This is a genomic window from Pseudotabrizicola alkalilacus (assembly GCF_003443995.1).
GTDB classification, from domain to species: domain Bacteria; phylum Pseudomonadota; class Alphaproteobacteria; order Rhodobacterales; family Rhodobacteraceae; genus Pseudotabrizicola; species Pseudotabrizicola alkalilacus.
In genome coordinates, this window is record NZ_QWEY01000012.1 from 20,513 (window position 1) to 41,091 (window position 20,579).

The 20,579-nt window shown below is 60.8% G+C and carries 21 protein-coding genes and 4 pseudogenes; 7 read left to right on the forward strand and 18 right to left on the reverse strand.

Annotation, left to right across the window (positions count from 1 at the left end; translation table 11 throughout):
• Nucleotides 1-241: 241 nt before the first annotated feature.
• Nucleotides 242-1,474 carry a GAF domain-containing sensor histidine kinase gene (locus D1012_RS18060; protein ID WP_118155542.1) on the reverse strand — a complete coding sequence of 411 codons (1,233 nt, stop codon included), beginning with the start codon at nt 1,472-1,474 and terminating at the stop codon, nt 242-244.
• A 171-nt stretch (nt 1,475-1,645) separates the two neighbouring features.
• Here D1012_RS18060 and D1012_RS18065 point away from each other — a divergent pair, with 171 nt between their 5' ends.
• From D1012_RS18065 to D1012_RS23270, 3 genes are all read left to right on the forward strand, one after another.
• Nucleotides 1,646-1,882, forward strand: a complete 237-nt coding sequence (locus D1012_RS18065; protein WP_118155543.1) for an alcohol dehydrogenase catalytic domain-containing protein — start codon at nt 1,646-1,648, stop codon at nt 1,880-1,882.
• A gap of 71 nt (nt 1,883-1,953) precedes the next feature.
• Nucleotides 1,954-2,103 (forward strand): hypothetical protein, encoded by a 150-nt coding sequence (locus tag D1012_RS22715; protein ID WP_158569392.1) that lies wholly within the window; start codon nt 1,954-1,956, stop codon nt 2,101-2,103.
• Between the two features lie 191 nt (nt 2,104-2,294).
• Nucleotides 2,295-2,837 carry a helix-turn-helix transcriptional regulator gene (locus D1012_RS23270; protein WP_118155544.1) on the forward strand — a complete coding sequence of 181 codons (543 nt, stop codon included), beginning with the start codon at nt 2,295-2,297 and terminating at the stop codon, nt 2,835-2,837.
• Nucleotides 2,838-2,866: 29 nt separating this feature from the next.
• On the opposite strand, the gene D1012_RS18075 is transcribed toward D1012_RS23270, so the two are convergent.
• The 3 genes from D1012_RS18075 to D1012_RS18085 form a co-directional block, all read right to left on the reverse strand.
• Nucleotides 2,867-3,874, reverse strand: coding sequence for a nucleotidyl transferase AbiEii/AbiGii toxin family protein (locus tag D1012_RS18075; RefSeq protein ID WP_118155545.1), 1,008 nt, complete (start codon nt 3,872-3,874; stop codon nt 2,867-2,869).
• Nucleotides 3,867-4,457: a DUF6088 family protein gene (locus tag D1012_RS18080; protein WP_118155631.1), complete on the reverse strand. Its 591-nt coding sequence runs from the start codon at nt 4,455-4,457 to the stop codon at nt 3,867-3,869. The genes D1012_RS18075 and D1012_RS18080 overlap by 8 nt, the downstream gene beginning before the upstream one ends.
• 66 nt (nt 4,458-4,523) lie before the next feature.
• Nucleotides 4,524-4,838 carry a hypothetical protein gene (locus D1012_RS18085; protein ID WP_199489563.1) on the reverse strand — a complete coding sequence of 105 codons (315 nt, stop codon included), beginning with the start codon at nt 4,836-4,838 and terminating at the stop codon, nt 4,524-4,526.
• On the opposite strand from D1012_RS18085, the pseudogene D1012_RS18090 reads away from it, so the two are divergent.
• A pseudogene (locus D1012_RS18090) lies at nt 4,831-5,019 on the forward strand (transposase); the annotation flags it as partial. The gene D1012_RS18085 and the pseudogene D1012_RS18090 overlap by 8 nt on opposite strands.
• A gap of 511 nt (nt 5,020-5,530) precedes the next feature.
• Here D1012_RS18090 and D1012_RS18095 read toward each other — a convergent pair.
• The 12 genes and pseudogenes from D1012_RS18095 to D1012_RS18155 all read right to left on the reverse strand — a co-directional run bounded on the left by D1012_RS18095 (nt 5,531) and on the right by D1012_RS18155 (nt 16,126).
• Nucleotides 5,531-6,592 (reverse strand): serine/threonine-protein kinase, encoded by a 1,062-nt coding sequence (locus D1012_RS18095; protein ID WP_118155547.1) that lies wholly within the window; start codon nt 6,590-6,592, stop codon nt 5,531-5,533.
• Nucleotides 6,589-7,653 carry a serine/threonine protein kinase gene (locus D1012_RS18100; protein WP_118155548.1) on the reverse strand — a complete coding sequence of 355 codons (1,065 nt, stop codon included), beginning with the start codon at nt 7,651-7,653 and terminating at the stop codon, nt 6,589-6,591. The genes D1012_RS18095 and D1012_RS18100 overlap by 4 nt, the downstream gene beginning before the upstream one ends.
• A 2-nt stretch (nt 7,654-7,655) precedes the next feature.
• Entirely contained in the window at nt 7,656-8,723 is a 1,068-nt protein-coding gene (locus D1012_RS18105) for a PP2C family protein-serine/threonine phosphatase (RefSeq protein ID WP_118155549.1), read from the reverse strand.
• 133 nt (nt 8,724-8,856) lie between these two features.
• Nucleotides 8,857-9,093, reverse strand: a complete 237-nt coding sequence (locus D1012_RS18110; RefSeq protein WP_118155550.1) for a hypothetical protein — start codon at nt 9,091-9,093, stop codon at nt 8,857-8,859.
• Between the two features lie 23 nt (nt 9,094-9,116).
• Nucleotides 9,117-9,497, reverse strand: a complete 381-nt coding sequence (locus D1012_RS18115; RefSeq protein WP_118155632.1) for an N-acetylmuramoyl-L-alanine amidase — start codon at nt 9,495-9,497, stop codon at nt 9,117-9,119.
• Nucleotides 9,404-11,245: a prohead protease/major capsid protein fusion protein gene (locus D1012_RS18120; protein WP_233517175.1), complete on the reverse strand. Its 1,842-nt coding sequence runs from the start codon at nt 11,243-11,245 to the stop codon at nt 9,404-9,406. The genes D1012_RS18115 and D1012_RS18120 overlap by 94 nt, the downstream gene beginning before the upstream one ends.
• Nucleotides 11,246-11,250: 5 nt before the next feature.
• Entirely contained in the window at nt 11,251-12,774 is a 1,524-nt protein-coding gene (locus D1012_RS18125) for a phage portal protein (RefSeq protein WP_118155551.1), read from the reverse strand.
• A complete protein-coding gene (locus D1012_RS18130) occupies nt 12,771-12,980 on the reverse strand; it encodes a phage head-tail joining protein (RefSeq protein WP_036640093.1) in 210 nt (69 codons plus the stop codon). Before D1012_RS18130 ends, D1012_RS18125 begins: the two co-directional genes overlap by 4 nt.
• Entirely contained in the window at nt 12,980-14,962 is a 1,983-nt protein-coding gene (locus D1012_RS18135) for a phage terminase large subunit family protein (RefSeq protein WP_118155552.1), read from the reverse strand. Before D1012_RS18135 ends, D1012_RS18130 begins: the two co-directional genes overlap by 1 nt.
• A 107-nt stretch (nt 14,963-15,069) precedes the next feature.
• Nucleotides 15,070-15,531 (reverse strand): annotated as a pseudogene (locus tag D1012_RS18145) (DUF2793 domain-containing protein); the annotation flags it as partial.
• 2 nt (nt 15,532-15,533) lie between these two features.
• Nucleotides 15,534-15,914: a type II toxin-antitoxin system VapC family toxin gene (locus tag D1012_RS18150; RefSeq protein ID WP_118155553.1), complete on the reverse strand. Its 381-nt coding sequence runs from the start codon at nt 15,912-15,914 to the stop codon at nt 15,534-15,536.
• Nucleotides 15,914-16,126: an AbrB/MazE/SpoVT family DNA-binding domain-containing protein gene (locus tag D1012_RS18155; protein ID WP_118155633.1), complete on the reverse strand. Its 213-nt coding sequence runs from the start codon at nt 16,124-16,126 to the stop codon at nt 15,914-15,916. Before D1012_RS18155 ends, D1012_RS18150 begins: the two co-directional genes overlap by 1 nt.
• A gap of 70 nt (nt 16,127-16,196) precedes the next feature.
• Between D1012_RS18155 and D1012_RS18160 the strand changes: the two are divergent.
• Nucleotides 16,197-17,159, forward strand: a pseudogene (locus D1012_RS18160) (phage tail tape measure protein); the annotation flags it as partial.
• A gap of 364 nt (nt 17,160-17,523) precedes the next feature.
• On the opposite strand, the pseudogene D1012_RS23275 reads toward D1012_RS18160, so the two are convergent.
• Nucleotides 17,524-17,691: pseudogene (locus D1012_RS23275) on the reverse strand (alpha/beta fold hydrolase); the annotation flags it as partial.
• Nucleotides 17,692-17,962: 271 nt separating this feature from the next.
• On the opposite strand from D1012_RS23275, the gene D1012_RS18170 reads away from it, so the two are divergent.
• A complete protein-coding gene (locus D1012_RS18170; protein ID WP_199489562.1) occupies nt 17,963-18,694 on the forward strand; it encodes a LysR family transcriptional regulator in 732 nt (243 codons plus the stop codon).
• The gene (locus tag D1012_RS22875; protein WP_199489558.1) at nt 18,685-19,272 is read left to right on the forward strand and encodes a hypothetical protein; all 588 of its coding nucleotides are present in this window, start codon (nt 18,685-18,687) and stop codon (nt 19,270-19,272) included. Before D1012_RS18170 ends, D1012_RS22875 begins: the two co-directional genes overlap by 10 nt.
• A gap of 232 nt (nt 19,273-19,504) precedes the next feature.
• On the opposite strand, the gene D1012_RS18180 is transcribed toward D1012_RS22875, so the two are convergent.
• Nucleotides 19,505-20,578 (reverse strand): DmpA family aminopeptidase, encoded by a 1,074-nt coding sequence (locus D1012_RS18180; RefSeq protein WP_118155556.1) that lies wholly within the window; start codon nt 20,576-20,578, stop codon nt 19,505-19,507.
• Nucleotide 20,579 lies beyond the last annotated feature (1 nt).

Here is a 20,579-nt window from a genome sequence, read left to right on the forward strand (position 1 = left end):
GCGCATCAGAAATGGTTTTCAACGAGATTGGGGTTTCCGCATATCGCAACGTGGCCCAGCGTTGGGGGTGAGCGGCAAAGTTCATCTATGATTGGAAAAAGCTGCCTTGCGGCCAGCGACGTTGCCTCAAGAGGTCGATACCCAAGCTGCAGACCCAGGCGTTCACGGCTATGACGATGCCGTCGCTGTCCCTGCAGTTCAGTATAGCTTGCCGGGCAGATCTAGGCATGGTTCCCGAAGATCAGGCGACTGGTAACAGTGTGGGCAATTTGAATGCAAATGTTGTGGTGCCATCTTTGCACGTCACGTCGATCCGACCGCTGTGAGCTTTGGCGATGGAAAAAGCAATAAAGAGGCCAAGACCCAGCCCTTCTCCGGCCGCATGTGTGCCGCGCCGAAAAGGTTGGAACAAATCACGCAGCAAATCGTCAGGTATGGCCTGACCATGGTTGGCGACGTTTATCTCAAGCTCGCTTGCGGTCAACAGCCCATATACATGAATTGGCGCACCACGTGTTCCGTGGCGGACGGCGTTCGACAAAAGGTTCCCAACCGCCTGCGCGATACGTAGCGCATCGCACCTGATGGGCCGGTCGAACGACAGATCAAGTGTGATTTCATGGTCCGGCCACGCAGCGCGGACTTCTTGAACGACTTGCGTCAAGGCCTCGGTTAATGGCGCGTCCCTCACTGCAGAAATGCGGATGCCGCCGCCTAACCGAGCCTTTGCATGCAGCATCATGTTTTCTATCATATCGGTCATGCGGTAGAGCGAGGACCGCATCAATGGCAGGATTATCTGCGCCCTGTCAGTCATAGACTCTTTGCCCAACTGCCGGAAGCCAGCATCAAGCGCCGCCACAGGATTGCGCAGGTCATGCGCAAGAACAGCGACAAACTCTTCCTGGATGCGAGCCAGTTCACGCTCGTGCGCGACCATAAGCTCCTGTGCATTCAGCCGCTCTTCTGTCTCGAGACCCTGGCCGATGATGTCGGCAAACATCTCCAGCATCGCTATCGCGCGTGGATGCTTTACGTCGCGCGGCTCGGTGTCGATGACGCAGAGCGTGCCAAAAAAGCTGCCATCGCGTCGACGGATGGGGATCGAGGCGTAGCTTCCGATGCCGAACTTTACCGCAATAGGATGCCCGCCGTAATCTTCATCGGTGGCCGAGTCGTTAAATATGACGTTGTTTGAGGTCTCTCGAACGGACTGGCAGAATGTTGATTGAATCTCGATCTCATCGCCCGCTGCCAAGCCAAAATTGACTTCGTCTATCGTGCGGCAGGCTACCCAGCGATCCTTTGTCACCCGCGCGACTGCTGCAAAGCGCATGTCTGTGGCAAGCATAATTGTTTCGAGGATCGTGCCGATAAGACTGCTCTCTGCAAGCAAGGTGATATCAGCTTGGAAGTCGTGTGTTCCCTGCAAAAACGCAGCGTGGTCCTGAATGAGGCCTTCCTGCGCTGCCATATGGCCCAACCACCTTTCGCGGTCTGTGGGTTCACAAAAACGTGAGCCGAACAGTATCTTAACCCCAACGAATGGGCAAGATTTTAGATATTGGATCCAACGCTACCACGACTGCGAACTGTTGGACGGACGTGAACTGACTGAAGGCTAGTATCCGCTCTCGAAGAATTTTTGATCGGCCACGGGCTGGTAGGCGGGATCGTGATGCTGTCCTCGGCAGTGCAAGCCTTTGCCGAAGAGCAGCGGGTCATCGCCGGCGTGATCACCCCCTCAATGTGGTCAAACGCCTGCCAATCTGAACGCTGTTCGCCGGACGGAGCGGGCACGAAGCACGGCTGGAAGCCACTGGGTGGCTGGAAGTTCAGCAAAACCATCAATGGTGCAAAAGCCGAATATATTCTGGTTTAGGACGCGATAGCCAACCTTGCGCCGGTGCGGATGCCCTGAGCGACGAACAGGTGTTGATGTGTCCCGACGTCATGTCCGCCAGCTTCGGCGGTGCCGAGATTGGCAAGATTCGCATCGGCGGCATGGTGGCGGTGTTCGGGCGGGGCCCATTGGTTCCTCAACACTATTCCGTGCGGCGTCGCAAGTGCAGCGACAATCGGGCGTTCAAAGCGAAGGTCTGAAAGGTCCCGCACTGCAGACACTACGCGGTCAATCTCGCCGCGGAGAGAACCAGCGACCGGTTTGGCAAAGCCGCAATGCGGCGTCGAGATTGCCCCTAATGGCCGTTTTGGGCCGTCTTTAGCCTTTCAACCGGCCGAAGACGTCAGTATTCCTTAGCAAACCTGATCTCAAAATAGCAAGAAATCCTTACATGTCTGCGTTGCCCTTGATTGCTCAAACCCGGCGCTCACGAGGGATGACACAGGCTGATCTTGCTCAGATCATTCAGGTTAGTATTCCAACAGTCAGGGCTCTTGAGCGTGGCGAAGGAAGCTTGCGGTTGATGGGCCGCGCGATGCAGGCGCTGGACCTTGGTTGGGGGTGGGTTCGGCAGGGTGAAGACGCAGCTGCCTTGCTGGCGGCGCGGCGGCGCGAAAAGGGTCTCACTCAGGCTGCGCTGGCCCAGAGGGCAGGGTGCTCCCGCCCGACAATTATAGCGCTGGAGAGAAATCTTTCGGGCAGTGTGTCTATCTTGCTTTCCGTCCTGGCAGCTCTCGAGCTGCGTCGGGCGCTTAGGACGCTGGACATACGGGGAAAGGGTGGCCTCATTCCTGCAACCAATGCGCCGATGCGGGATCTGGTCATGACGCCAGCGCCCTTGGCCGGCGCTATAATTGCCCATTACACCGATCGATTTGACGGCAGGATACTTGACCCTGCCCGTGGACAGGCCAGCCCCTACTGTAAATGTTGATCCCACCCGCGCAGCGACGCGGGTGGGCATTACGGCTCGGGCTGACCGCGCCGATTAATACGATTGGATATTGATTCACACCTTTGTATGACTTCGTCAAATTCAGGAGGTGTCCCGAAGATCATGCCCCCACTGATCATCTTGTCGTAGTCGGACTTCAAGTCCTTGAGGGCTTCACCTTCAGGAACAAGACGCATAGCCCCATTGATTGCGGCGTTGTAGTCCACGCCTGCGCTCCGAAAGAACACCGACTTGTGCATGGCTACCTGGTTGGCAAGCCAATCATCTTGAATTGCGGCATTCGCGATTCCGCTGTCATCGAGCATCATCAAATCATACCAATGCCGCGATTGTCGAGCTGCATCCAAGCGGTCTCTAACGACAAATGCATATATTGCCGTCGCTTTTTCCCAAAAAGTCCTTTCAGCATCCATAACTGATGCCTTGGCGACCGGGAATGAAATGTCCTTGAAATGTTCCGCGATGTCGCATGAGATGGTGTGGTGATTGTGGGGTTCCGCCGTTGATCGCCCCCCAAACTCAAGAAGGACCTCTGGCTTCACATATCCAGATTCTTGCGACCGGGACGGATAGACAATGCGAAGGTCCGATCCGCCTTCATATATCAGACCTCCACCGATCCCAAACTCGTCGAGTCGGGCCTGCAAGTGCGGCATACACTGCCCCTCAACCCACGACGCCAGTGCCTCATCAGAGCGACGTCTGAGCTTATCGCTTGCCGATCGGCTTGCGGGGGTGTCCGATTCATCGTCTTCCAGATTGAGAAGCTTTCGAATATTGTAAGTAATATCCAAATCTTCTGAGAACCTGTTGATGGCATGAAATGCTTTTGAAAGGGACGTTCCGCCCTTGAATACGAGAGAGTCGGAAAAGCTTGAGGAAAAGATCGCGTTCAGGCTCCATACAACCCAGATGTCCTTCTCTATAAGAAAGTCTGGCCTTTTTACCTGAAGTGCAGCGGCACCCAGGAGATCACGGGCATCCTTATCCGTCAGCTTGAAATAGTCCTCAGGCATGCGCAGCCTCCACTATCGTCTTTGCCAGCCAAGCCGGTAGAAGCCTGGCAAACCTAGCAGCTTCCATTACAATACCAGGTTCCCTTTCCGAAAAAGACCGGACAGCCTCATCTGCATGCTCTGGGCCGATCCACTCAAGTGCCCGAACCAGTTCACCTGAAGGTTTTCCTGCGTTCACGAGCTGCCACCTGGGAGCGTTCCGAAGCTCCACCTTGATCCCACTGAAATCAAGTTTACGGCTTGTTCCTGATGTTACATAGATCATTCTGACCGGGACTTGTGTGGTCATCCCGAGGACGTTGGCCGCAGCGGCTCCGCCCCTTGCAAACACCTCCCCTTCCTGCTCAGTGATCGAGGCGACAACGCGTTCAATTGGTGGGAGGTGGCGTCCAAATCGGGTTTCGGACGGGACTACATAGTAGCCTCGTGTTACCCTGAACAGGCTTCGTTCGCGGCAAAGTCTGGAGAGGGCTTGATCAATAGCGGCGCGTTCCCCGAGATGCTGTAAGCTCTTGGCGGAGAAGGCGTAACCTTCTGGCTGCCTTTTGGCTTCGACAAGGATTTTTTCAGAGATTGACTGCATGTCACCACCTTTGTCAGAAGTATAACATTTTATCTGACGATATTCAAGCATTGGGGAATAGCTCGATCAAAATCCGAACAGATCCCTCGGGTAGATGAGCCCCTTGGCCAACCCAATCCGCATCGCGGGCGTGGCGGCATCCTGTCCGCGCAACAACCAGTTGTGATAAAACCGCAGGATGGTGACTATCTTCGGAACCATGTCCGGATCGTAGAACCCGTAGGCGTGCCAGATCCTTTGCTGGTTCGATGCGGTGGGAAGGCCCCGTTCAAAGCCGGTCACACGACGCCGGGCCAGGTTGAACCAGGCATCCACCGGATGGATCGATGCCTCGCAGATCAGCCTGGCCAAACCGTCGAATCCAAGATGGCCCATCCACATGATCGTCCCCGGCGGCGGCCTGTCACCCGACGGCACAAGATGGCTGCCCTGCCGCCCGGGCTTCTTCCTGCATGTGCGGGTTTTGTCGCGGTTGTTCCGGCGCCTGTTTCTTGAGGGGCTTCTCGCGTTGCACCGCGCCGGGGAACTCGCCTTCTTCGGCGACCTGGTGAACCTTGCGGACGCCCGAACTGCGTTATGCCGATGCTCTGTCCTCGCGGCTTGATCCGGCTGCCATGCAGGAGGTCTGCCGGGCCATGCTTGGCTGAGGCGCGAGGATCATATGCAGGCGGCACAAAAGGGAATAAGATGATCACATTTTGGCATCAAGGAAGCATAATTTGGGCATGAAAATTTTTTCGCTTCGTTGTGTTTGGCAAAGCGTGAAGTCAAATTTTTTGGGCATGTTCAAGATGTTATGTCGCGAGCGCTTAAGGGCTCTAGGATCGATTTGGACATTCCGAAACAGTTCGCAGATCGCGTCCCCGCAACCAGAAATACCTCGATAGATCAAAAGCTTAAGAGCCGCCCCCAAGGGCGGCTTTTTGCGTTCCCAACGGCGGGTCAACAATAGGTCAACAAACGGACGGAAACGGCGTGCAAGATCAGCGGGATAGTGCGCGGGCAGGACGCCAGCCGCGCGAAAACCGCAGAAGAACGCGATCAATCGGGACGACGGCTGATCAGGGACGCCACTAGGGGCAAACTAGGACCGGAAATGCACGTTCTCGCGGATGTCCAGGGGCCGTAGTGAAGACAACTTTGGACCCAACCTTAGCCTGCCTCGGTCCGTAAACGCTGTCTTCGTGAAACATGACTTCCCTTCCACCACTCAAGATGAAGCCGAAGGTCTTTCCTGCAAGATTGTGGACCGTCCCATTCTTCCACGCACCCCTGAAGTAGACCAGCTCATCAGTGGCCGCAGCCAGATCTGATGCTGTCGGTCGAAGGGCTGGGTCAACGTTAAGGCAGCTTTCGACTATGCCTTGAAGGTCCCGCGATAGCTCTGAGAAAGCCGGCTTCGATGTCATGAATGCTGGCCAAGCCTCTCTATTATTCATTTTGACATTGGCTGGAACGATCAAGCCCTCCCCGAAGGGTAAAACACCGGAAAGCAGATGAAACATCATTGCGCCCAAGGACCAAACATCCGCTTCGACACCGACGGACTCACCTTTTTTTCGGAACATCATTTCTGGGGACATATAGGGGAGAGCCCCTTTCACCGTTCCTGATGTTGTTTTGGAAATGTCCCCCCGCTTTGCAATCTCCTCTTCGAACACTTGGTCTGTGAGGGTTGCAATGCCAAAGTCAGTAATCTTGACTGAAGTGAGAAGATAGCCGCCCGACACGACAACGTTCGAAGGCTTCAAGTCTCGATGCACGACTCCCTTCTGATGCGATGCAGCGAGCCCTTTCGCCAACATACGGAACAACCGCGCGGCAGTATGCGGGTCAAAGAAACCGTAGTTGGCAATGCAACTATCTAAAGTGCCCTCACCTGCGTACTCTTCTATCAAGTGCGGCGTATTTGAAACCTCAAAGTAGTCAAGGGTCTTTGCGACATGGTGATGGTTGACCCTTGCAGCGATTACAGCACTGTTCTTGAATTTCTTGTGGGCCTGCCCCTCTTGGGGAAACTTCAGAGCAACTTCGGCGTCACGCAAGATGTCATGAGCAGAGAAAACATGTTGCATGCCGCCGCTACCAATTGCTTTCGTGATCTTGTACCGCTCCGCCAGCACAGTTCCGATCATGGCAGATACTCCGGATTTGAAACGTCAAATGTCGCATAGTAAAAGCGACCAGGCTGTGCTTGAAATGCAAGTACACAACTCATCGGAAGCTTGGCTCCTGGCGCGGCTGTTGTATTGTTGATATTCACGACCCCGGTAACGCTGTCTACAATGAACCCGTTTCCGTCGTAGCGAATCTCGATCTGCGCAAAGATCGTCTTTCCATTGCTGACATTTGGCTTTGCAATTCTTTTGCTCTTTGATATCTCGCTGATGTTCCCGCCAATAACTATTCTAGCGCGATGCCGATCGCGGAGAAGTACCCGCTCAAAAGCTTGAACTACATCTGAGATGGCTGGACGATTTTCCGGGTTGCCGTCGAGGCAGCGCTGTAGGATCGGCATCAGCACGGCATCTAAACCGACCAGATGGGAAGACACGACTGTTGGAGCGGGAGCAGGTGGGACGCATTTCAAAGATGGTGGGAGCCCCGCCTTTACGATGGATAATGCAAGCACAGCAAACGAATAAACGTCGGTAGCTGTCGTAAACAGAACAGGCGGCTTTTGAAGGAGCTCAGGTGCCATATAGGGGAGAAAGCCGTAGGCACCCTTTGTGGAGTTGTCTACGCCCACCTCTCGCGAAAGTCCGAAATCGATTATTTTGACTAGGCCATCTTTCGTTACTCTTATGTTGTTTGGCTTAATGTCTCGATGCACTATTCCCGCTGAATGAATTTCCTCAAGCCCCTTTGCGATTTGCCAAAGTGTTGAGTAGTAGCGCTGGTCTATGTCGAATTCGCCTTCTTTAAGGTCCTCTCCCTCGATGTGTTCGAGCACTAAGCAATCATAAACTTTGCCGTGACTTTCAAAACTAAGTATGTCGAGCAATTGAACGACGTGATTAGATCGAACTTTAAGAAGTGCCTTTTGCTTGTCCTTAAGTCGCTTAGGGTCAGATTTGTCCTGCAGAGTTTTTATTACGACTGATCTATCTAGTCGTGTGTCTGTGCAGGTATAGGTTACGCTCATGCCCCCGGGTTTCATTGCTCCGGTTGCTTCGTATCGACCACAAATCAGCATGCTCACTTCTCACCGTCTTCGCCAAAGCCCATGATGATTTGGCTTTCCTTCTTTCGTCGCGTGCTTCCCGTCCTGGACTTGCGTGGCTTTGTCTTGTCCGCTTCTCGTGTGTTTGCCGGGGACTTAGTCGATTGTGCTGCTTGGTCCGGTGGTTTGGCAGTCGAAGGGATATCTGAACGAACTGATTGTGGCGCGGCAGGTGGAGCTTGGGCATGACTTGGTCCGGCCGAGCCGAACCATGAGATCTTCAGTTGGCCGGAACTGGACCAGATCGAGACGTCCGCATTGTTTTGCCCTCTGAGGGATGCCTGAGTCTCCGCTACGTCGAGGAAGATTGCTGTCGCGTTGTCGACACCACCTATCCAGTTCGATACATCAACAATCCTAGAAACAAGTTCGTCCTTGCCTTTGGCGCCTCGATGGAGCTGTTCAATCAAATTGTCGCCGATCATGTGGGCCCCATCACTAGTGATAAGAAGCCCACCGACCTCCATGTCTTCAACAGTTTTGATATGCGGTACGATTGGTCCCTGCATGCCCAAGTACTGCAGAAGGCCTCGACCTTCTGATCCGAATGCCTCTTCCATGGTGTCATCTACGGTCAGGCGTTTTAACCGCTTGGCATTAGTTTGTGACGAAAAGGCATAAATGCGTGAGTCGCCGACATTCAGACTGACTATTCGATTCGCCTCAAGCAAGCATGCGGAAATGGTTGCCCCGCTTTGAGGATACTGCTTTCGGATCGCTGCGCTTGCAGCCTGCACGGATCGTTCGAGGCGCCGCTCAGGAAATTCCTTTCTCTCTTGAACCATCGTAAAGAAAAAGTTGGCCAACCCTATAGATGCGGCCTGCGCTCCATGCGCATGACCACCCATGCCGTCACACAATGCAGCGCAAATAAATCCATGACCGTTAGTTGACGACACAACGCGAAGTATGCCTGCGCGATCTTGGTTCTCGTTTCTTTGCTTTCCTACGTCAGTAACGATGGAGCCGAATGGGCCAACGGAAAGGCTCGATCGGGGGCCGCCGATCCCATCAATCCATTCGTGAATGCTCTCCAAGATCAAAGTGAGATTGTCCTTTTACTAGCTTTTCGACACCGGTTAAGCGTCGGAAAGGCCGATCGTTCCTGACGTTAGCCGACTATCGCCCGGTTCCGCAAGTTGCCAGGGTGGCGTCTGCGTGTCTGTACTGGTTGATCTAAGCCCTATTACCCTGTTCTTTAACCACATACCCAGCCGCGAAGTTCACCGCCCCCTGCGCAAGCGCAAGTCCACCCGCCACAAGGGACGCCCCCACCTCCCCACCGCAGGCTTCGGACAGCCCCGGCAGCCAGGGCGCGATGATCGCGGCCACGATCGGGCCGAGGAGGCTCGTCCAGCCGACAGCTGCCATCTTGCGGGTGGGGCGAAGAGTGGGTTGGTTGATCAGGTTCATGTTGGTCTCTCCTTTGATGGGTTTCAGGCCCGGTTGATCCAGTTGCGCACGACGAAGCCCGGGCAGGCTTTGGCGGCGTGGTCGTTGTGACCGGTGATGCGGGTAATGGCGGTCTCGGCGCGGATCGCGTCGATCTGGGCCCGCGTGGCTCGATCTTGGGCGACTGTGAAGTTCCGCTCGAAGGGATCAGTGGCGGCCGAACCGGCCCCGCCGATCAGACAGATATGGATCACGCCGCGGTTGTGGCCTTCGAGCCCGGCGCCGATTTCGGTCTCGGCGCGGCCGGGCAGGATCGCACCGTCGCGATCGATCAGGTGGTGGTAGCCGATCTTGCGCCAGCCGCGCTCTTCGCGGTGCCAGCGGTCGATCTCTTTGCGCTTGGCCGTGAGGGGCTGCCCCCGCATCCAGTCGGGTGCGGTTGCGGCACAATGGATGGTGGCGGTGACGTTCTTGCGCGCCTCCACCGACCGGACGCCGGGCGGGGTGATGATGTAGCGCGGCAGGACGCTGATCTGGCGGCCTCAAGGCCCCGCTGGTTGCCAAAGAGGCGATAGGCCTCGGCGAGGGTGGTTTCAGAAATCGTGCCCGCCGTGCCGAGGTTGGCGTGGGAGGCGTGAAAGAGCGGGTTGCCGTCGGCCATGTTCGGGTTGGTCGAGAAGATCGAATAGACCAGATCGCTTTCCAGATCGGCCGCGGCGGCGCCGAAGGCTGAAGGGATACGGGTGAAGGCGTCGAGATCGTCGTTGATCAGGGTTTGACGGGTGATGCCCACGATCCGGCCATAGGTCACCAGCGCATAGACCTCTCGGCTTTCGCCGATCGTGCCATAGGTGAACTCGCCCGATTCCGGCACGCGCAGCAGGTCTGGCGCGCCGCCGAGCTGATTGCGGGCCACGGGCTTGAAGTCGGTGATGACGGCTTGCCGCGCCCAGGCGGTGAAGGTGCGGGGCGTGGTGTCATAGGCGGCGCGCAGCGTCTTGTTGGCGACATTCGCCAGGATCAAGGGAAAGTCACTGGTCGAGTGCAGACCCGAACGGCCGATCAGGGCCTCGGTGGCGAGTTCCATCTTCGACATGCCGCGGGTGGCGATGCCGCGCCGGTCAAGCGCGTGGCGGGCCAGTTCGAGAAGGGTCAGGCCGCGGAATTCCCGGGCGCGGTCTGTCAACTGCGCCCGGCCGGGGTTGTGGCGGTGCAGCAGGGCCTCGGACATGGCGTCGCGATAGGCGGCGTCGGTCGCGCCGGTGCGGCGTGCCGTCGCCGCCACAGGTTCCGATCCCCGGGCCGCCGGGGCATCGGCGTCGGCCAGCTTGTCGAGGATCGCAGCCCGGGCGGCGTCGAGCGAGAGGCCGCGGCGGATCAGGTCGGCGGCAAAGCCTGCGCCCAGCGCGTGGCGTTCGCAAAGTGCCAGCACCTCGGCCGCGGCGCGGTTTGCCTCCGTGCGAATGGCATCAGGGCTGGGGTCTGCCGCAGGCGGCGTGACGGGCGCGGCGCGGGTTTCGGCGGACGCGTCGACTTCGGGGATCTGGGTCTCGGGCATGGTGGTCCTCGTCTGGTTCGGGGAAAGGGCGGGCGCATCGGCCCGGGTCAGGAGGCAGGGGGTCAGAGTTTCAGGTCGCGCATCGGTGCTGCGGATATGCGCCCCGGGATCGGCGGGCATGGCGACGGCGGAGATTTCCATCGGCTCCCAGTCGATGGCCCGCCACAACTCGCGCTGGCCTTGGGCTTTCGTGATGTCGTAGCGGTGGACCCTGTAGCCGACGGAGACGGCCGAGACCGTGCCATCCATGATCCGCTGGACGATCGGGGCGGCATCCGGCGCCGAGGTCAACCGCACCCGGGCAGAGCCCTGGCCGCCCTCGATCCGCGCTGTGCCGGGCAGGACGGCGCCCACGACGGATTCCAGCCCCCAGGATCGGTGCGAGTCGAGGAACGGCGCGCCTGCATTCAGGCGTTCCATCCGCACCGCGCCGGGGGTGACGACCAGTTCTTCGTCATATTCGACGACATCGTCCCAGCCCTCATAGCGCCGCCGCTGGACGGTGGCGCCGGTGGTCCAGATCACGTCGATCGTCATGTCGTCGCCCTCGCCGCGGACAAGCCGCAGCGAGGCCTCCCGCGTGATCAGCGGGAGGTTCAGGGTTTCCGGGGGCATGGTGGTTACCTTTCGCCGGGGGGCGGGCTGCTGCCGCCTGCGTCCACGGCTTGCGCCAGACCCGCGCGGCTGACGCGGCGGGGATCGGCGTCGAAGATCAGGCCCAGCTGATCGAAGAGAGCGGCATATTTCTGCCATTCCTCGACAACCTCGCGGGGGTCATAGCCGCGGCGTGCGATCTGCTGGGCGGGGGTGGAGAACCCGGCGCGGACCTCCAACAGATCGGCAGTCACGTCCTGCAGCGGGTTCACGCTTTCGAACCGGGGCGGGGCCCATTCGACCGCGATCTCCGGTTGCGGCAGGCTACCGGCTGTCCAAGCGGCCTCCATCACCCAGTCCCAGATGCGCTGGCAGAACATCGGGATCACCACCTGCCACTGGACTGCCTCCACCATCCGGCGGAACTCGTGCAGGCCCACGCGGGAGGAGGCGAAGTTCACTTGGCTCAAGTCGCCGGTCATCAGCTCATAGGGCACCCGGAACCCGGCCGAGATGATGTGCTGCTGCACCCGGTTCCATTCATAGATGCCCGAGGTCGAGGCGGGCGTGTTGAACTTGATGTCCTTGCCGTTCCGGACATAGCCGATCAAGCCGGGCTCGAACTGTTCGATCCGGTTGCCATCGGCATCCTGGACCACCGGCGCCATGGATTGCTGATCCTCGTCGGCACCAAAGACGAAGCCCACCATCGAGGCCTCGATCTTCTTCCGCACCAGTTCGGCCGTCTGCCAGTCGCCCAACTCGCGCAGGGCCCTCATTGCAGGCACGCCCCAAGGCACGCCGCGGTTCTGCACCCGCTGGCGTTCGAAGAGATGGGCGACGCCTTCCGCTCCGACCCGCAAAGATTCAAACCGGCGGCCAAAGACCGGCATCGCATCGCCCGGATGGTCGGGGAACACCCAGTAGCCCCGGCGACGGCCCAGCGCGTCGTATTCGATCCCCTGAACGATCCGCCCACCATCCGGCCGGTTGTCAAACTTGGCCCCGTCGAGGTGATCGGCCTCGTTGAGCTGGATCTGCACCGGGGAGGCGAGGCGATCACTGGCGCGGCGGCGACGGCGCAGGGCGAACACTTCGCCGCCTTCGATCATTTCGCGCACGGCAAGGGCGGTCAGGCCGTGGAAATCGGTATGCCCATCGGCATCAGCCCGCGGCGCCCAGCGCTTCCAAAGATCATCGGCAAGCTTGTTCAGCGCCGGATCGGCCGCCGCGGCCCGGGGACGAATGCCTGTGCCGACGATGTTTGACACCAAAACCTGCACGGCTTTGGCGGCGAGCGGGTCGTTGCGAACGAGATCGCGCATCCGGTCGCGCAGCGCTCCGCCTGCGACGGCAATTTCCGCGTCGGCGGCCGTGCTGCCCGCGCGCCAGCCATCCGTGCCACGGCCACGGGCGGCGGCATCATGGCCGCGGCGCAGATTGGCGATCGCCACCCGGGCGGCATAGCGCCGCGCGGCCGTGCGGGGCGCAACCGTGGCGACTATCCGATCGATCACGCCCCAAGGCACATCGGGTGGGGTGGGTTTCATGTGCGGCCCCGACTGAAGCTGGCCTTGCCCGCGACAGGGCGCGACCCGCCGGAACTGGCGGCCATCTGGCCTTCGATGAAGCGGATGCGGGCTAGAAGATCGGCGGCATTGCCATAGGTCAGCCGCCGCCCGTCATATTCCACCACCAAGGCCCCGGCAGCGTAGGCGCGGCGTAGCGCATCAAGTTCGGCTTGCGAGAAGGACATCAGAGCCATTTTCCACGTCGGGGCCCAAGCCAGCCGGTTGGCCGCTTCGGGGCAGATTGCGGTTGCGGTCGGTCAGGTTGACCGGCGGGGGTGGTGGCAGGCCTTGCTGGCCCGATCTGTTCTTCCAGCGCTTCCCAGCGGGCGTTGTCCCAGCGATCGATGCCCATCAGCCAGGCGGCGGCGCGGGCATAAACCCGGCAGTCGAGGGCCTCGTTGCGCTCCCGGGTCTGTTCCCATTCGAGCTTCTGATAGCCGGTGCGGGTCTTGCGGGTGACCAGCTGCTCGGAGGTCAGCTGCTTCACCCATTCGGCCGTGGTGCCTTTCGGGATATGGACAAAGCCCGCGGGCCAATCGGCCCCGGCCGCCCGTTCCTCGTCCGTCGGCGCGGCCAGGCGCAGGAAACGGTAGGTCTCGGCCTTGAACACGGCGCCTGCCACTTTCCAAAGCCGGACACCACGCCGGAGTTTGCGGCCGCCTTCGGTGGTTTCGACGTAGGTGGGACCATCGACCGGGGTGGATCGGTCAAATCCGGCCACGCCCTTGACGGCGATCACCTGCCCGTGCCCGGCCTGGCGCACCCAGGCATAGACCGCGTCGGTCGTGGCCCCGTCGCCGGAGTCGATCGCCACCCGTGCCAGTGCCATTCGGGCGCCGGAGGCGTGTTCCCATGTCATGCCGAGGAACTCGTTCAGATCGGCCCAGACCTCGGCCCGGGCGGTGTCGCCTTCCAGAACCACATGATCGACGAGCCAAGAGCGCAAGTTTCGCCCCCAACCCCAGACGTCGATCTCGATCCGGTCGCGCTGGACATCGATCCCGGCGGTCAGGATCAGCACACCGGCAGGGGCACGGCCCAATTGCCAATCTTCGCGCCGCTCATAAAGCCGCTGCCAGTCCGGCGCTTCGCCCCGTTCCGCCCAGGTTTCCCCGAGGACGGTGTTCTTCACGGTTTTCAGGGCGGAGTCGTTGCCCTGTGCCTGATCCCAGCGCCGCGCGATCTCCTCCCAGGAGAGCCACCCCAACGGTGAATAGAGCCCCGAGATATGAAACCCGATCACGCCCGCGGTTTCGGCCGAGGCTTGCACGTCCGGAGCGGCGGTCGGCAGCCAGTCGGCCCCGTTCTCCTCATCCATCATCCATGTCTTGTGCCGTTCGGCGATCGGCGCCTCGCAATGTTCACACAGGTAAGCCGCGGTCTCTGGCCGCCCCTTCTCCCAGCGCAGCCGTTCGAACTTCAGCCATTGCAGCCCGCCGCAATGGGGGCAGGGGACGTGGTAGCGGCGCTGGTCGGTCAATTCGAACTCCCGCTCGATCCGGCTGAGGCCCTTGATCGTGGGCGTCGAGGCCAGGAAGATTTTCTTGCGGTGGCCAAAGCTGTCGGTGCGGGCCTCGGCCAGCGCCACCGGGTCACCTTCGCCCTCGAGATCGCCCGGATAGGCGTCGACCTCGTCCAGAAACAGCCAGCGGGCGGGCATCGACCGCAGGCCGACGGCCGAGTTTGCCCCGGTCAGCACCAACTGGCCGCCGGGGAAACGTTTGGCCAGCACCGTGTTTCCGGCGTCACGCGACCGCGCGGGCAGAACGAGGGCCCGCAGATCGGGGCTTTCCTCAATCAGGGGTTCGATCCGCTGCTGGCTGAGGCGCTTGGCCAGATCGGTCGTTGGCTGCACCGCCAGGATCGGTCCCGGCGCACGGTGGATGCAGAAGCCGATCCAGTTATTCCCGGCCTCGGTCGCCCCAACCTGCGTCGACTTCATGAACACCACCCGCTGCGCCGGGTTGTTCGGCGACAGGGCCTCCATGATCGCCTTGAGGTAAGGCGTCCGGCTGGTCCGATAGGGCCCGGTCTCGGACGCAGCCCGCGACGACAGGATGCGGTGTCGGTCGGCCCATTCGGCCACGGTCTGGGCCGGATCGGGCGCCAATCCCCGCGCCCAGGCGATGGCGATATCCTCGGCCCCCTCAAAACTAGCGAAGTTCAACTTTGACCTCCGACATTTCGGCCAGATGGCGGCGCAGGTAGCGCATCAGCACTTGTTCAACGGCATGCGGCTCGGCCCCGAGTTCGGCGGCGATGTCGGCTGCGACACGCGGCGGCCACTGTCGCCTCGATCCCGGCGCCTGCGTTGTTGATCAGCACCGCCGGGGTGTTCATCGACAGACGGTTGTAGCTGTCGGCCGTCGCGCCACCGAGGCCGAGAAGCTGCGCGGTCAGGTTGGCCTGGGGCATGCCGACCTGTGTCACCGCATTGGCGAAGGTGACGGTCGGCGTGTTCACGACCGTCGTGCCTGCGGCCCCCGCCGTGGTCGAGCCGATGTTGACGACGGTGGTCGATCCGGATGCGCCGCCGGTGCCGAGGTTCACGGTCTTGGTGACGCCGGTGGTCGTCGCCCCAGTGCCCATGCCGTAGGTAGCGGTCGTCGTCGTCGTGCCAATCGCTGCCGCGGCCGCCGAAACCGTGACGGTGCCTGACGCGGTCAGCGTACCCGAGAAAGTTTTGTTGCCGGTGCGCAAGCTGAATGAACAGATCGCCTCAGACGACGGGGGCGGGTTCAGACCTTGATCTTTTCGACCAGCGTCACGCCCGGCAGGTCTTTGAAATGCGTATCGCAGGTCAGCAGCGCCGCGCGACGCGAACGGGCGGTTGCCCAGACAATGGCATCTGCCGTGGCCAGCTTGTGGGCCCGGCAGGCTTCGGCGGCGGCCAGAGCGATCTCGGTGTCGAGCGGCACGACCTGACAGACCTGCGTGAAGGCGATCACCTGATCCGCCTTGTCCTCGCCAACTTCGCGCGCCAGCCACTTCGCCAGTTCCAGTTGCACCATGGTTGGCACCAGCCAGTCGGCCTGTTCGGGCAGATGTTCAGCCAGCTTCTCGCCGGTTAGGGATCCGATCAGCCATTCGATCCAGGCCGAGGTATCGACGAGGATCATCAGACTCGGTCTGCGCGGTCACGGTACTCCGTGGCAGACGCTCCGTGCGCGAAACCTTTCAGCGCCTCCCGCTTCGGGACCGGCACCAGAAGAACGCCCGTGCCCTTGGGAATGAAGGCAAAGGTCAGCCCCGCTTCCCAGTGTTGCGCGGCCCGGATCGCCTTGGGGATCGAGATCTGGAACTTCGAGGACAGGGTCGCAGTCTCGGACATGATCATACGTCTCCTTGATCGATGCAGATAACGTAAGACAAACACCCCCGAATATCAAGGCTGCTGACCTATGGCCGAAAAGCGTGTCTCAGTCCGACTGGTCGCGGAAGGCGGCCGTCAGGTCCGGGCCGAGCTGGAAGGGATCGGTGAGGCGGGCACGCGGGGTTTCGGTCGTCTGTCCTCCGAGATGGAACTGGCCAACGCCCGCCTCGGGAGCTTCGCCCGCAAAGCCGGGATTGCGCTGGCGGCGGTTACCGCCGCTGCTGCCGCTGCGGGTGTGGCGATGGTCCGCTTGGGGCTCGACGTCATCGGCGCGCAGGCGGACATGGCCGCCTCGCTCCGCACCACTGTGGAAAGCCTGCAAGTGCTGACATGGGCCGGGGAACTGGCCGGTGTCTCAATGGGCGAGATCGAACAGGCCACCAAGAAGCTGACCACGCGGCTTTCCGAAGCTGCTGCCGGATCAGGCTCGGCGGTGGGGGCACTGCAGAGGCTGAACCTGACAGCCGCCGAACTACAGGCCTTGCCGCTCGACCAGCGCATCGTCGCCATTCAGGAGGCACTGAACCAGTTCGTTCCGGAAGCAGAACGCGCTGCCGTGGCTTCGGACTTGTTCGGCGATCGCGCCGCACTGGCGTTCCTGCGCATCGACTCCGCTACGCTGCGCGAGGCCGCACAGGACGTGCAGGACTTCGGGGTGGCGGTCAGCGCGGCCGACGCGACGCAGATCGAACGCACCGGCGATGCCGTCGCCAAGCTGAGCCTGATCTGGCTGGGCCTGACCAACCGCCTGACCGCCGCCGTCGTCCCGGCGCTGGAGAAGGTGGCGAACGCTCTGGCCGACATGGCGCGCGGCACCGGGCCCATCGGCGGCGCAATCACCATGGTCTTCGACAACCTCGCCCGGCTTGCTACCTATGCCGCGACCTTCGCTGCCTTCATGGCGGGTCGCTGGGTGGCCGGGTTGGCCGTCGTTGCCCTGTCGGTGCGCGGCCTCGCCACGGCGCTGATCGTCGGCGCGGGGGAACTGGTCTCGATGCCATTCGTCAGGTAGGGCTCTCGGAAGCGCACGATGCGGACGCGGGGGTATTCGATCTTCGGCGCCCAGTCCTTGGCGCCGATTGCGATCCACATGCGCTGCGCTCCCCCACATACGGATTGGCCCAAAAGGAACCGCCCGGCTGCTCCCAAAGGTGCTGATAATTCCACGGACCGTCCCGAGCTTTGCCGCCCGTTGACGATCTGTCTGGTTAGGGTGGGTGGGTTGGGTGAGGTGATCCCGGCCCATCCCCGCAAGTGTCACGTCACATGCGATGGGCGTGGTGTCATGTCGGCACGGTGGCTCTGCCACGTCGCTGACAGTTTTCGGGACAAACATTGTTAGTGGCTGGAAGCACCTAACCAAACCCACCCACCTGAGCCGACATCGAGGTATCAACCTGTGGGTCCAGGGGACGTTCTGACAGGCCAAAGCCCAGAAGATCGAAGACATGGGTGCGGAATCCCTGCTGCACGACGCGCGGTGCAATGTTGCGCCAGATCAGGGATGAGGATGGCGTGCCTTGAAGAAAGACAACAGACGCGCCTTCTCTGTGGCTTCTGCTGGCCGTTCACGATGACCTGTTCCGTGATGAGCTGGTTCATGGGGGCTCTACATACTTGCATTCAGCCCTCAGGATAGTTCGCCCTTTGCTTGCGGTAAAACGAGGTTTTTGACGAGAGTGATCGAAATGTGTCATGTCGGTGATCATGACACGGCTGGAAATCGGGGCACTTCAGGCCCTTTGTGCGATTTAGAATCAAGGCGGCGTATCCCGCGCCGCCGCTGCGCTTGCGCTGTCGCTATCGGCGGTTTCTCACAAGATCAAGAGGTTGGAGGACGTACTTGGCTGCGACCTGGTGGACCGTCGGACGGGCCAGCCCCGTTTCACGCGGGAGGGTGAGAAGCTGCTTTGCTATGCACGCCGGATCCTCGCCCTGCAGGACGAGGCGCTTCATGCCCTGAGCACCGAGCCTCTGAGCGGCCGGATAAGATTGGGTGTAACCGAGGACATGACGAGCAGCGGGGTGTCCTGCGTCCTCGGGCGGTTCACCCGTCTCTACCCCGCAATCTCGGTGCAGATCAGCGTCGCGCAGAGCGGGGTGAGCGCGGGTCGGCTGGACCGGGGTGCGCTGGATGCAGGAGTCTTTCAGGTGTTTGCTGACGATCGTCGGCCAGACGACGTGACGCTGTTCGAAGACAGCCTGAACTGGGTCAAATCGCCTGAACTGGCACTGGACATGGGGCGCCCGATGCCACTGCTGGCCTTCGATGTCGACTGTTTCTACCGCGACTGGGCACTGCACCGTGCACCGCTACCGGGGGCAGGGTTCCGCATCATGATGGAATGCGCGAGCATTGCTGGCATGACTTCAGCCATCCGTGCCGGACTGGGTGTCATTCTTCTGAACGGTCGGCATATTGAACCCGGTTTCGACATCGTGACGGACCACTTCCCGCCGCCGCCAACCTCGCCTGTATCGTTCGCACCGGTCCGAAAGCGCGCAATGCGACCATCGTGGCCCTGATCAGGATCGTGTCGATCAGGCTGCCGAGCGCACGATCCTGGGCGGCGATGAAGTTCCGCTCGAAGGGATCGGTGATGGCCGAACCCGCGCTGCCCGATCAGGCAGATGTGGATTATGCCGCGATTGTGGCCTTCGACCCCGGTGCCGATTTCGGTCTCCGCGCGGCCGGGAAGGGTGCCAGCGCCCGCACCTCGACCGTGAAGGCATGCGGCCCACACCTGATCTCGCCGATGCTGCTGCGGCGCATCAGGATGCGCTGGCAGACCGCCTGCCAGTTCACCAGTCAAATCTCGACCGCGGCATTGTGCCAGACCTCATCGCGGCGGCGTAAGTTCGCCCAGCAGGCATTGCGTTCTTCCTCCCCCGTGACCAGTTCGACAATCTGGGATGCGCCGTTCCGGTCCTTTCGGTTGGGCCAGAGTCTACCTCAACTGGATGAGGTGGAGGGGCAACGTCAGGGTGAAAGCTGCGACCGGGTCGTCATTTGGTGCCTTCTCGTGCCAAATGACATTCACGTTCCGACCAGCCTCATCGTCGTTGAGCAGGTGCTGCAGCAAGTTGTAACGGCCGAGCGCTGATCACAGACGGAGTCCACCGTCGCGACCGATGTGAAGCGCCAACGCCGGGAACTGTTCAGAAACGATCAGCAGTCAGGCGGTATGGCTGCCTGATGCACTTAGGGGCTGCCAAGCCAGCCTGCAGTGATCGCCATCAAGCGGGCGAGATCGGAGGCCGGGTCTCAGCCATCGGCAAGCGGGTGCAAGAGGGACAATCCGTGTCTGCGACAGCCAACTCCTTTGGCCGTGACTGTTAAGACCCGAAGATTTCACACAAGCGTTTGGTGTCGAGCGCCTGGCAGACGTGCCCCGGTGGTTTGACGGTCTCAGCCGCCTCGCCGGCGACGAGGGCGTTTACCACGGCTTCCTCGATGGCCTCTACGCTGGCGAGGTAAAGCGGATCAATGCGTTCGATGTTCAGTTCTTGTTTCGTCAGGACGGGTGGTGCATGTTGTGGCATCGGGCCTTCGTTGGCGGTCGAAAATGCCAGAAAGATGTCGCCCGAGTTGTTGCCACCGGGCGTGCCGCCGCGACCGATCCCGATGGCGGCGCGCTTGGCAAGCTGGCGCAGCGACAGACCGGAGAGCGGTGCATCCGTGGCGAGGATCACGATGATCGACCCCATTTCAGCCGTGTGGAGCGCGCCCTCTGGCATCAACCGGCCAACCGGGCGGCCAAGGATGGTCAGCCAGGGGCGCAGACCGTGGTTCGCCTGCACGAACGCCGCCACGGTATAATCCTGTCCACCGATCAGGATGCGGCGGGACGAGGTTCCGGTGCCACCCTTGAACTCATAGGCGATCATGCCGTTGCCGCCGCCGGTCGAGCCTTCGGCAACCGGCCCGGAGGCGCTGGCATTCAGGGCAGCAAGAGCATGTTCCGGCGTGATATGCAGCGCGTTGATGTCGTTCAGCACGCCGTCATAGGTTTCAGCCACCACTGGCATTGCCCATGCGTGTTCCTTGCGGAAATATTCGGCATAGTGATCAATCATCCAGCGCGTCGCCCCATGATGCGCAGCGCCGACACCGTGGGTGTTGGTGATCAGGATCGGCCCCAGGAAATAGCCGGCATCATTGATCCAGTGTGAGCCCGTCATTTCACCATTGCCGTTCAGGGCATATTGTCCGGCCCAGACCGGCTGCGCTGTCGTGCCAGGGCGGGGCAGGATGGCGGTTACGCCGGTGCGCATCTTGCGTGCCGGGTCGGTCAAGGTGCAAAATCCGACCTCTACTCCCGGTACGTCCGTGATGGCGTTGAACTGACCCGGTGTGCCGGGGAATGGCAGGCCAAGATCGCGGGCACGAGGCTTTGGGGTGGCAGTCATG

Coding starts and splice junctions, on each gene's coding strand:
- D1012_RS18060 (WP_118155542.1), bottom strand. CDS start 1,474: ATGGCAGCGCAGGAAGGCCTCATTCAGGACCACGCTGCGTTTTTGCAG.
- D1012_RS22715 (WP_158569392.1), top strand. CDS start 1,954: ATGTCCGCCAGCTTCGGCGGTGCCGAGATTGGCAAGATTCGCATCGGC.
- D1012_RS23270 (WP_118155544.1), top strand. CDS start 2,295: ATGTCTGCGTTGCCCTTGATTGCTCAAACCCGGCGCTCACGAGGGATG.
- D1012_RS18075 (WP_118155545.1), bottom strand. CDS start 3,874: ATGCCTGAGGACTATTTCAAGCTGACGGATAAGGATGCCCGTGATCTC.
- D1012_RS18080 (WP_118155631.1), bottom strand. CDS start 4,457: ATGCAGTCAATCTCTGAAAAAATCCTTGTCGAAGCCAAAAGGCAGCCA.
- D1012_RS18085 (WP_199489563.1), bottom strand. CDS start 4,838: ATGTGGATGGGCCATCTTGGATTCGACGGTTTGGCCAGGCTGATCTGC.
- D1012_RS18095 (WP_118155547.1), bottom strand. CDS start 6,592: ATGATCGGAACTGTGCTGGCGGAGCGGTACAAGATCACGAAAGCAATT.
- D1012_RS18100 (WP_118155548.1), bottom strand. CDS start 7,653: ATGCTGATTTGTGGTCGATACGAAGCAACCGGAGCAATGAAACCCGGG.
- D1012_RS18110 (WP_118155550.1), bottom strand. CDS start 9,093: ATGAACCTGATCAACCAACCCACTCTTCGCCCCACCCGCAAGATGGCA.
- D1012_RS18115 (WP_118155632.1), bottom strand. CDS start 9,497: ATGCGGGGGCAGCCCCTCACGGCCAAGCGCAAAGAGATCGACCGCTGG.
- D1012_RS18120 (WP_233517175.1), bottom strand. CDS start 11,245: ATGCCCCCGGAAACCCTGAACCTCCCGCTGATCACGCGGGAGGCCTCG.
- D1012_RS18125 (WP_118155551.1), bottom strand. CDS start 12,774: ATGAAACCCACCCCACCCGATGTGCCTTGGGGCGTGATCGATCGGATA.
- D1012_RS18130 (WP_036640093.1), bottom strand. CDS start 12,980: ATGTCCTTCTCGCAAGCCGAACTTGATGCGCTACGCCGCGCCTACGCT.
- D1012_RS18150 (WP_118155553.1), bottom strand. CDS start 15,914: ATGATCCTCGTCGATACCTCGGCCTGGATCGAATGGCTGATCGGATCC.
- D1012_RS18155 (WP_118155633.1), bottom strand. CDS start 16,126: ATGTCCGAGACTGCGACCCTGTCCTCGAAGTTCCAGATCTCGATCCCC.
- D1012_RS18180 (WP_118155556.1), bottom strand. CDS start 20,578: ATGACTGCCACCCCAAAGCCTCGTGCCCGCGATCTTGGCCTGCCATTC.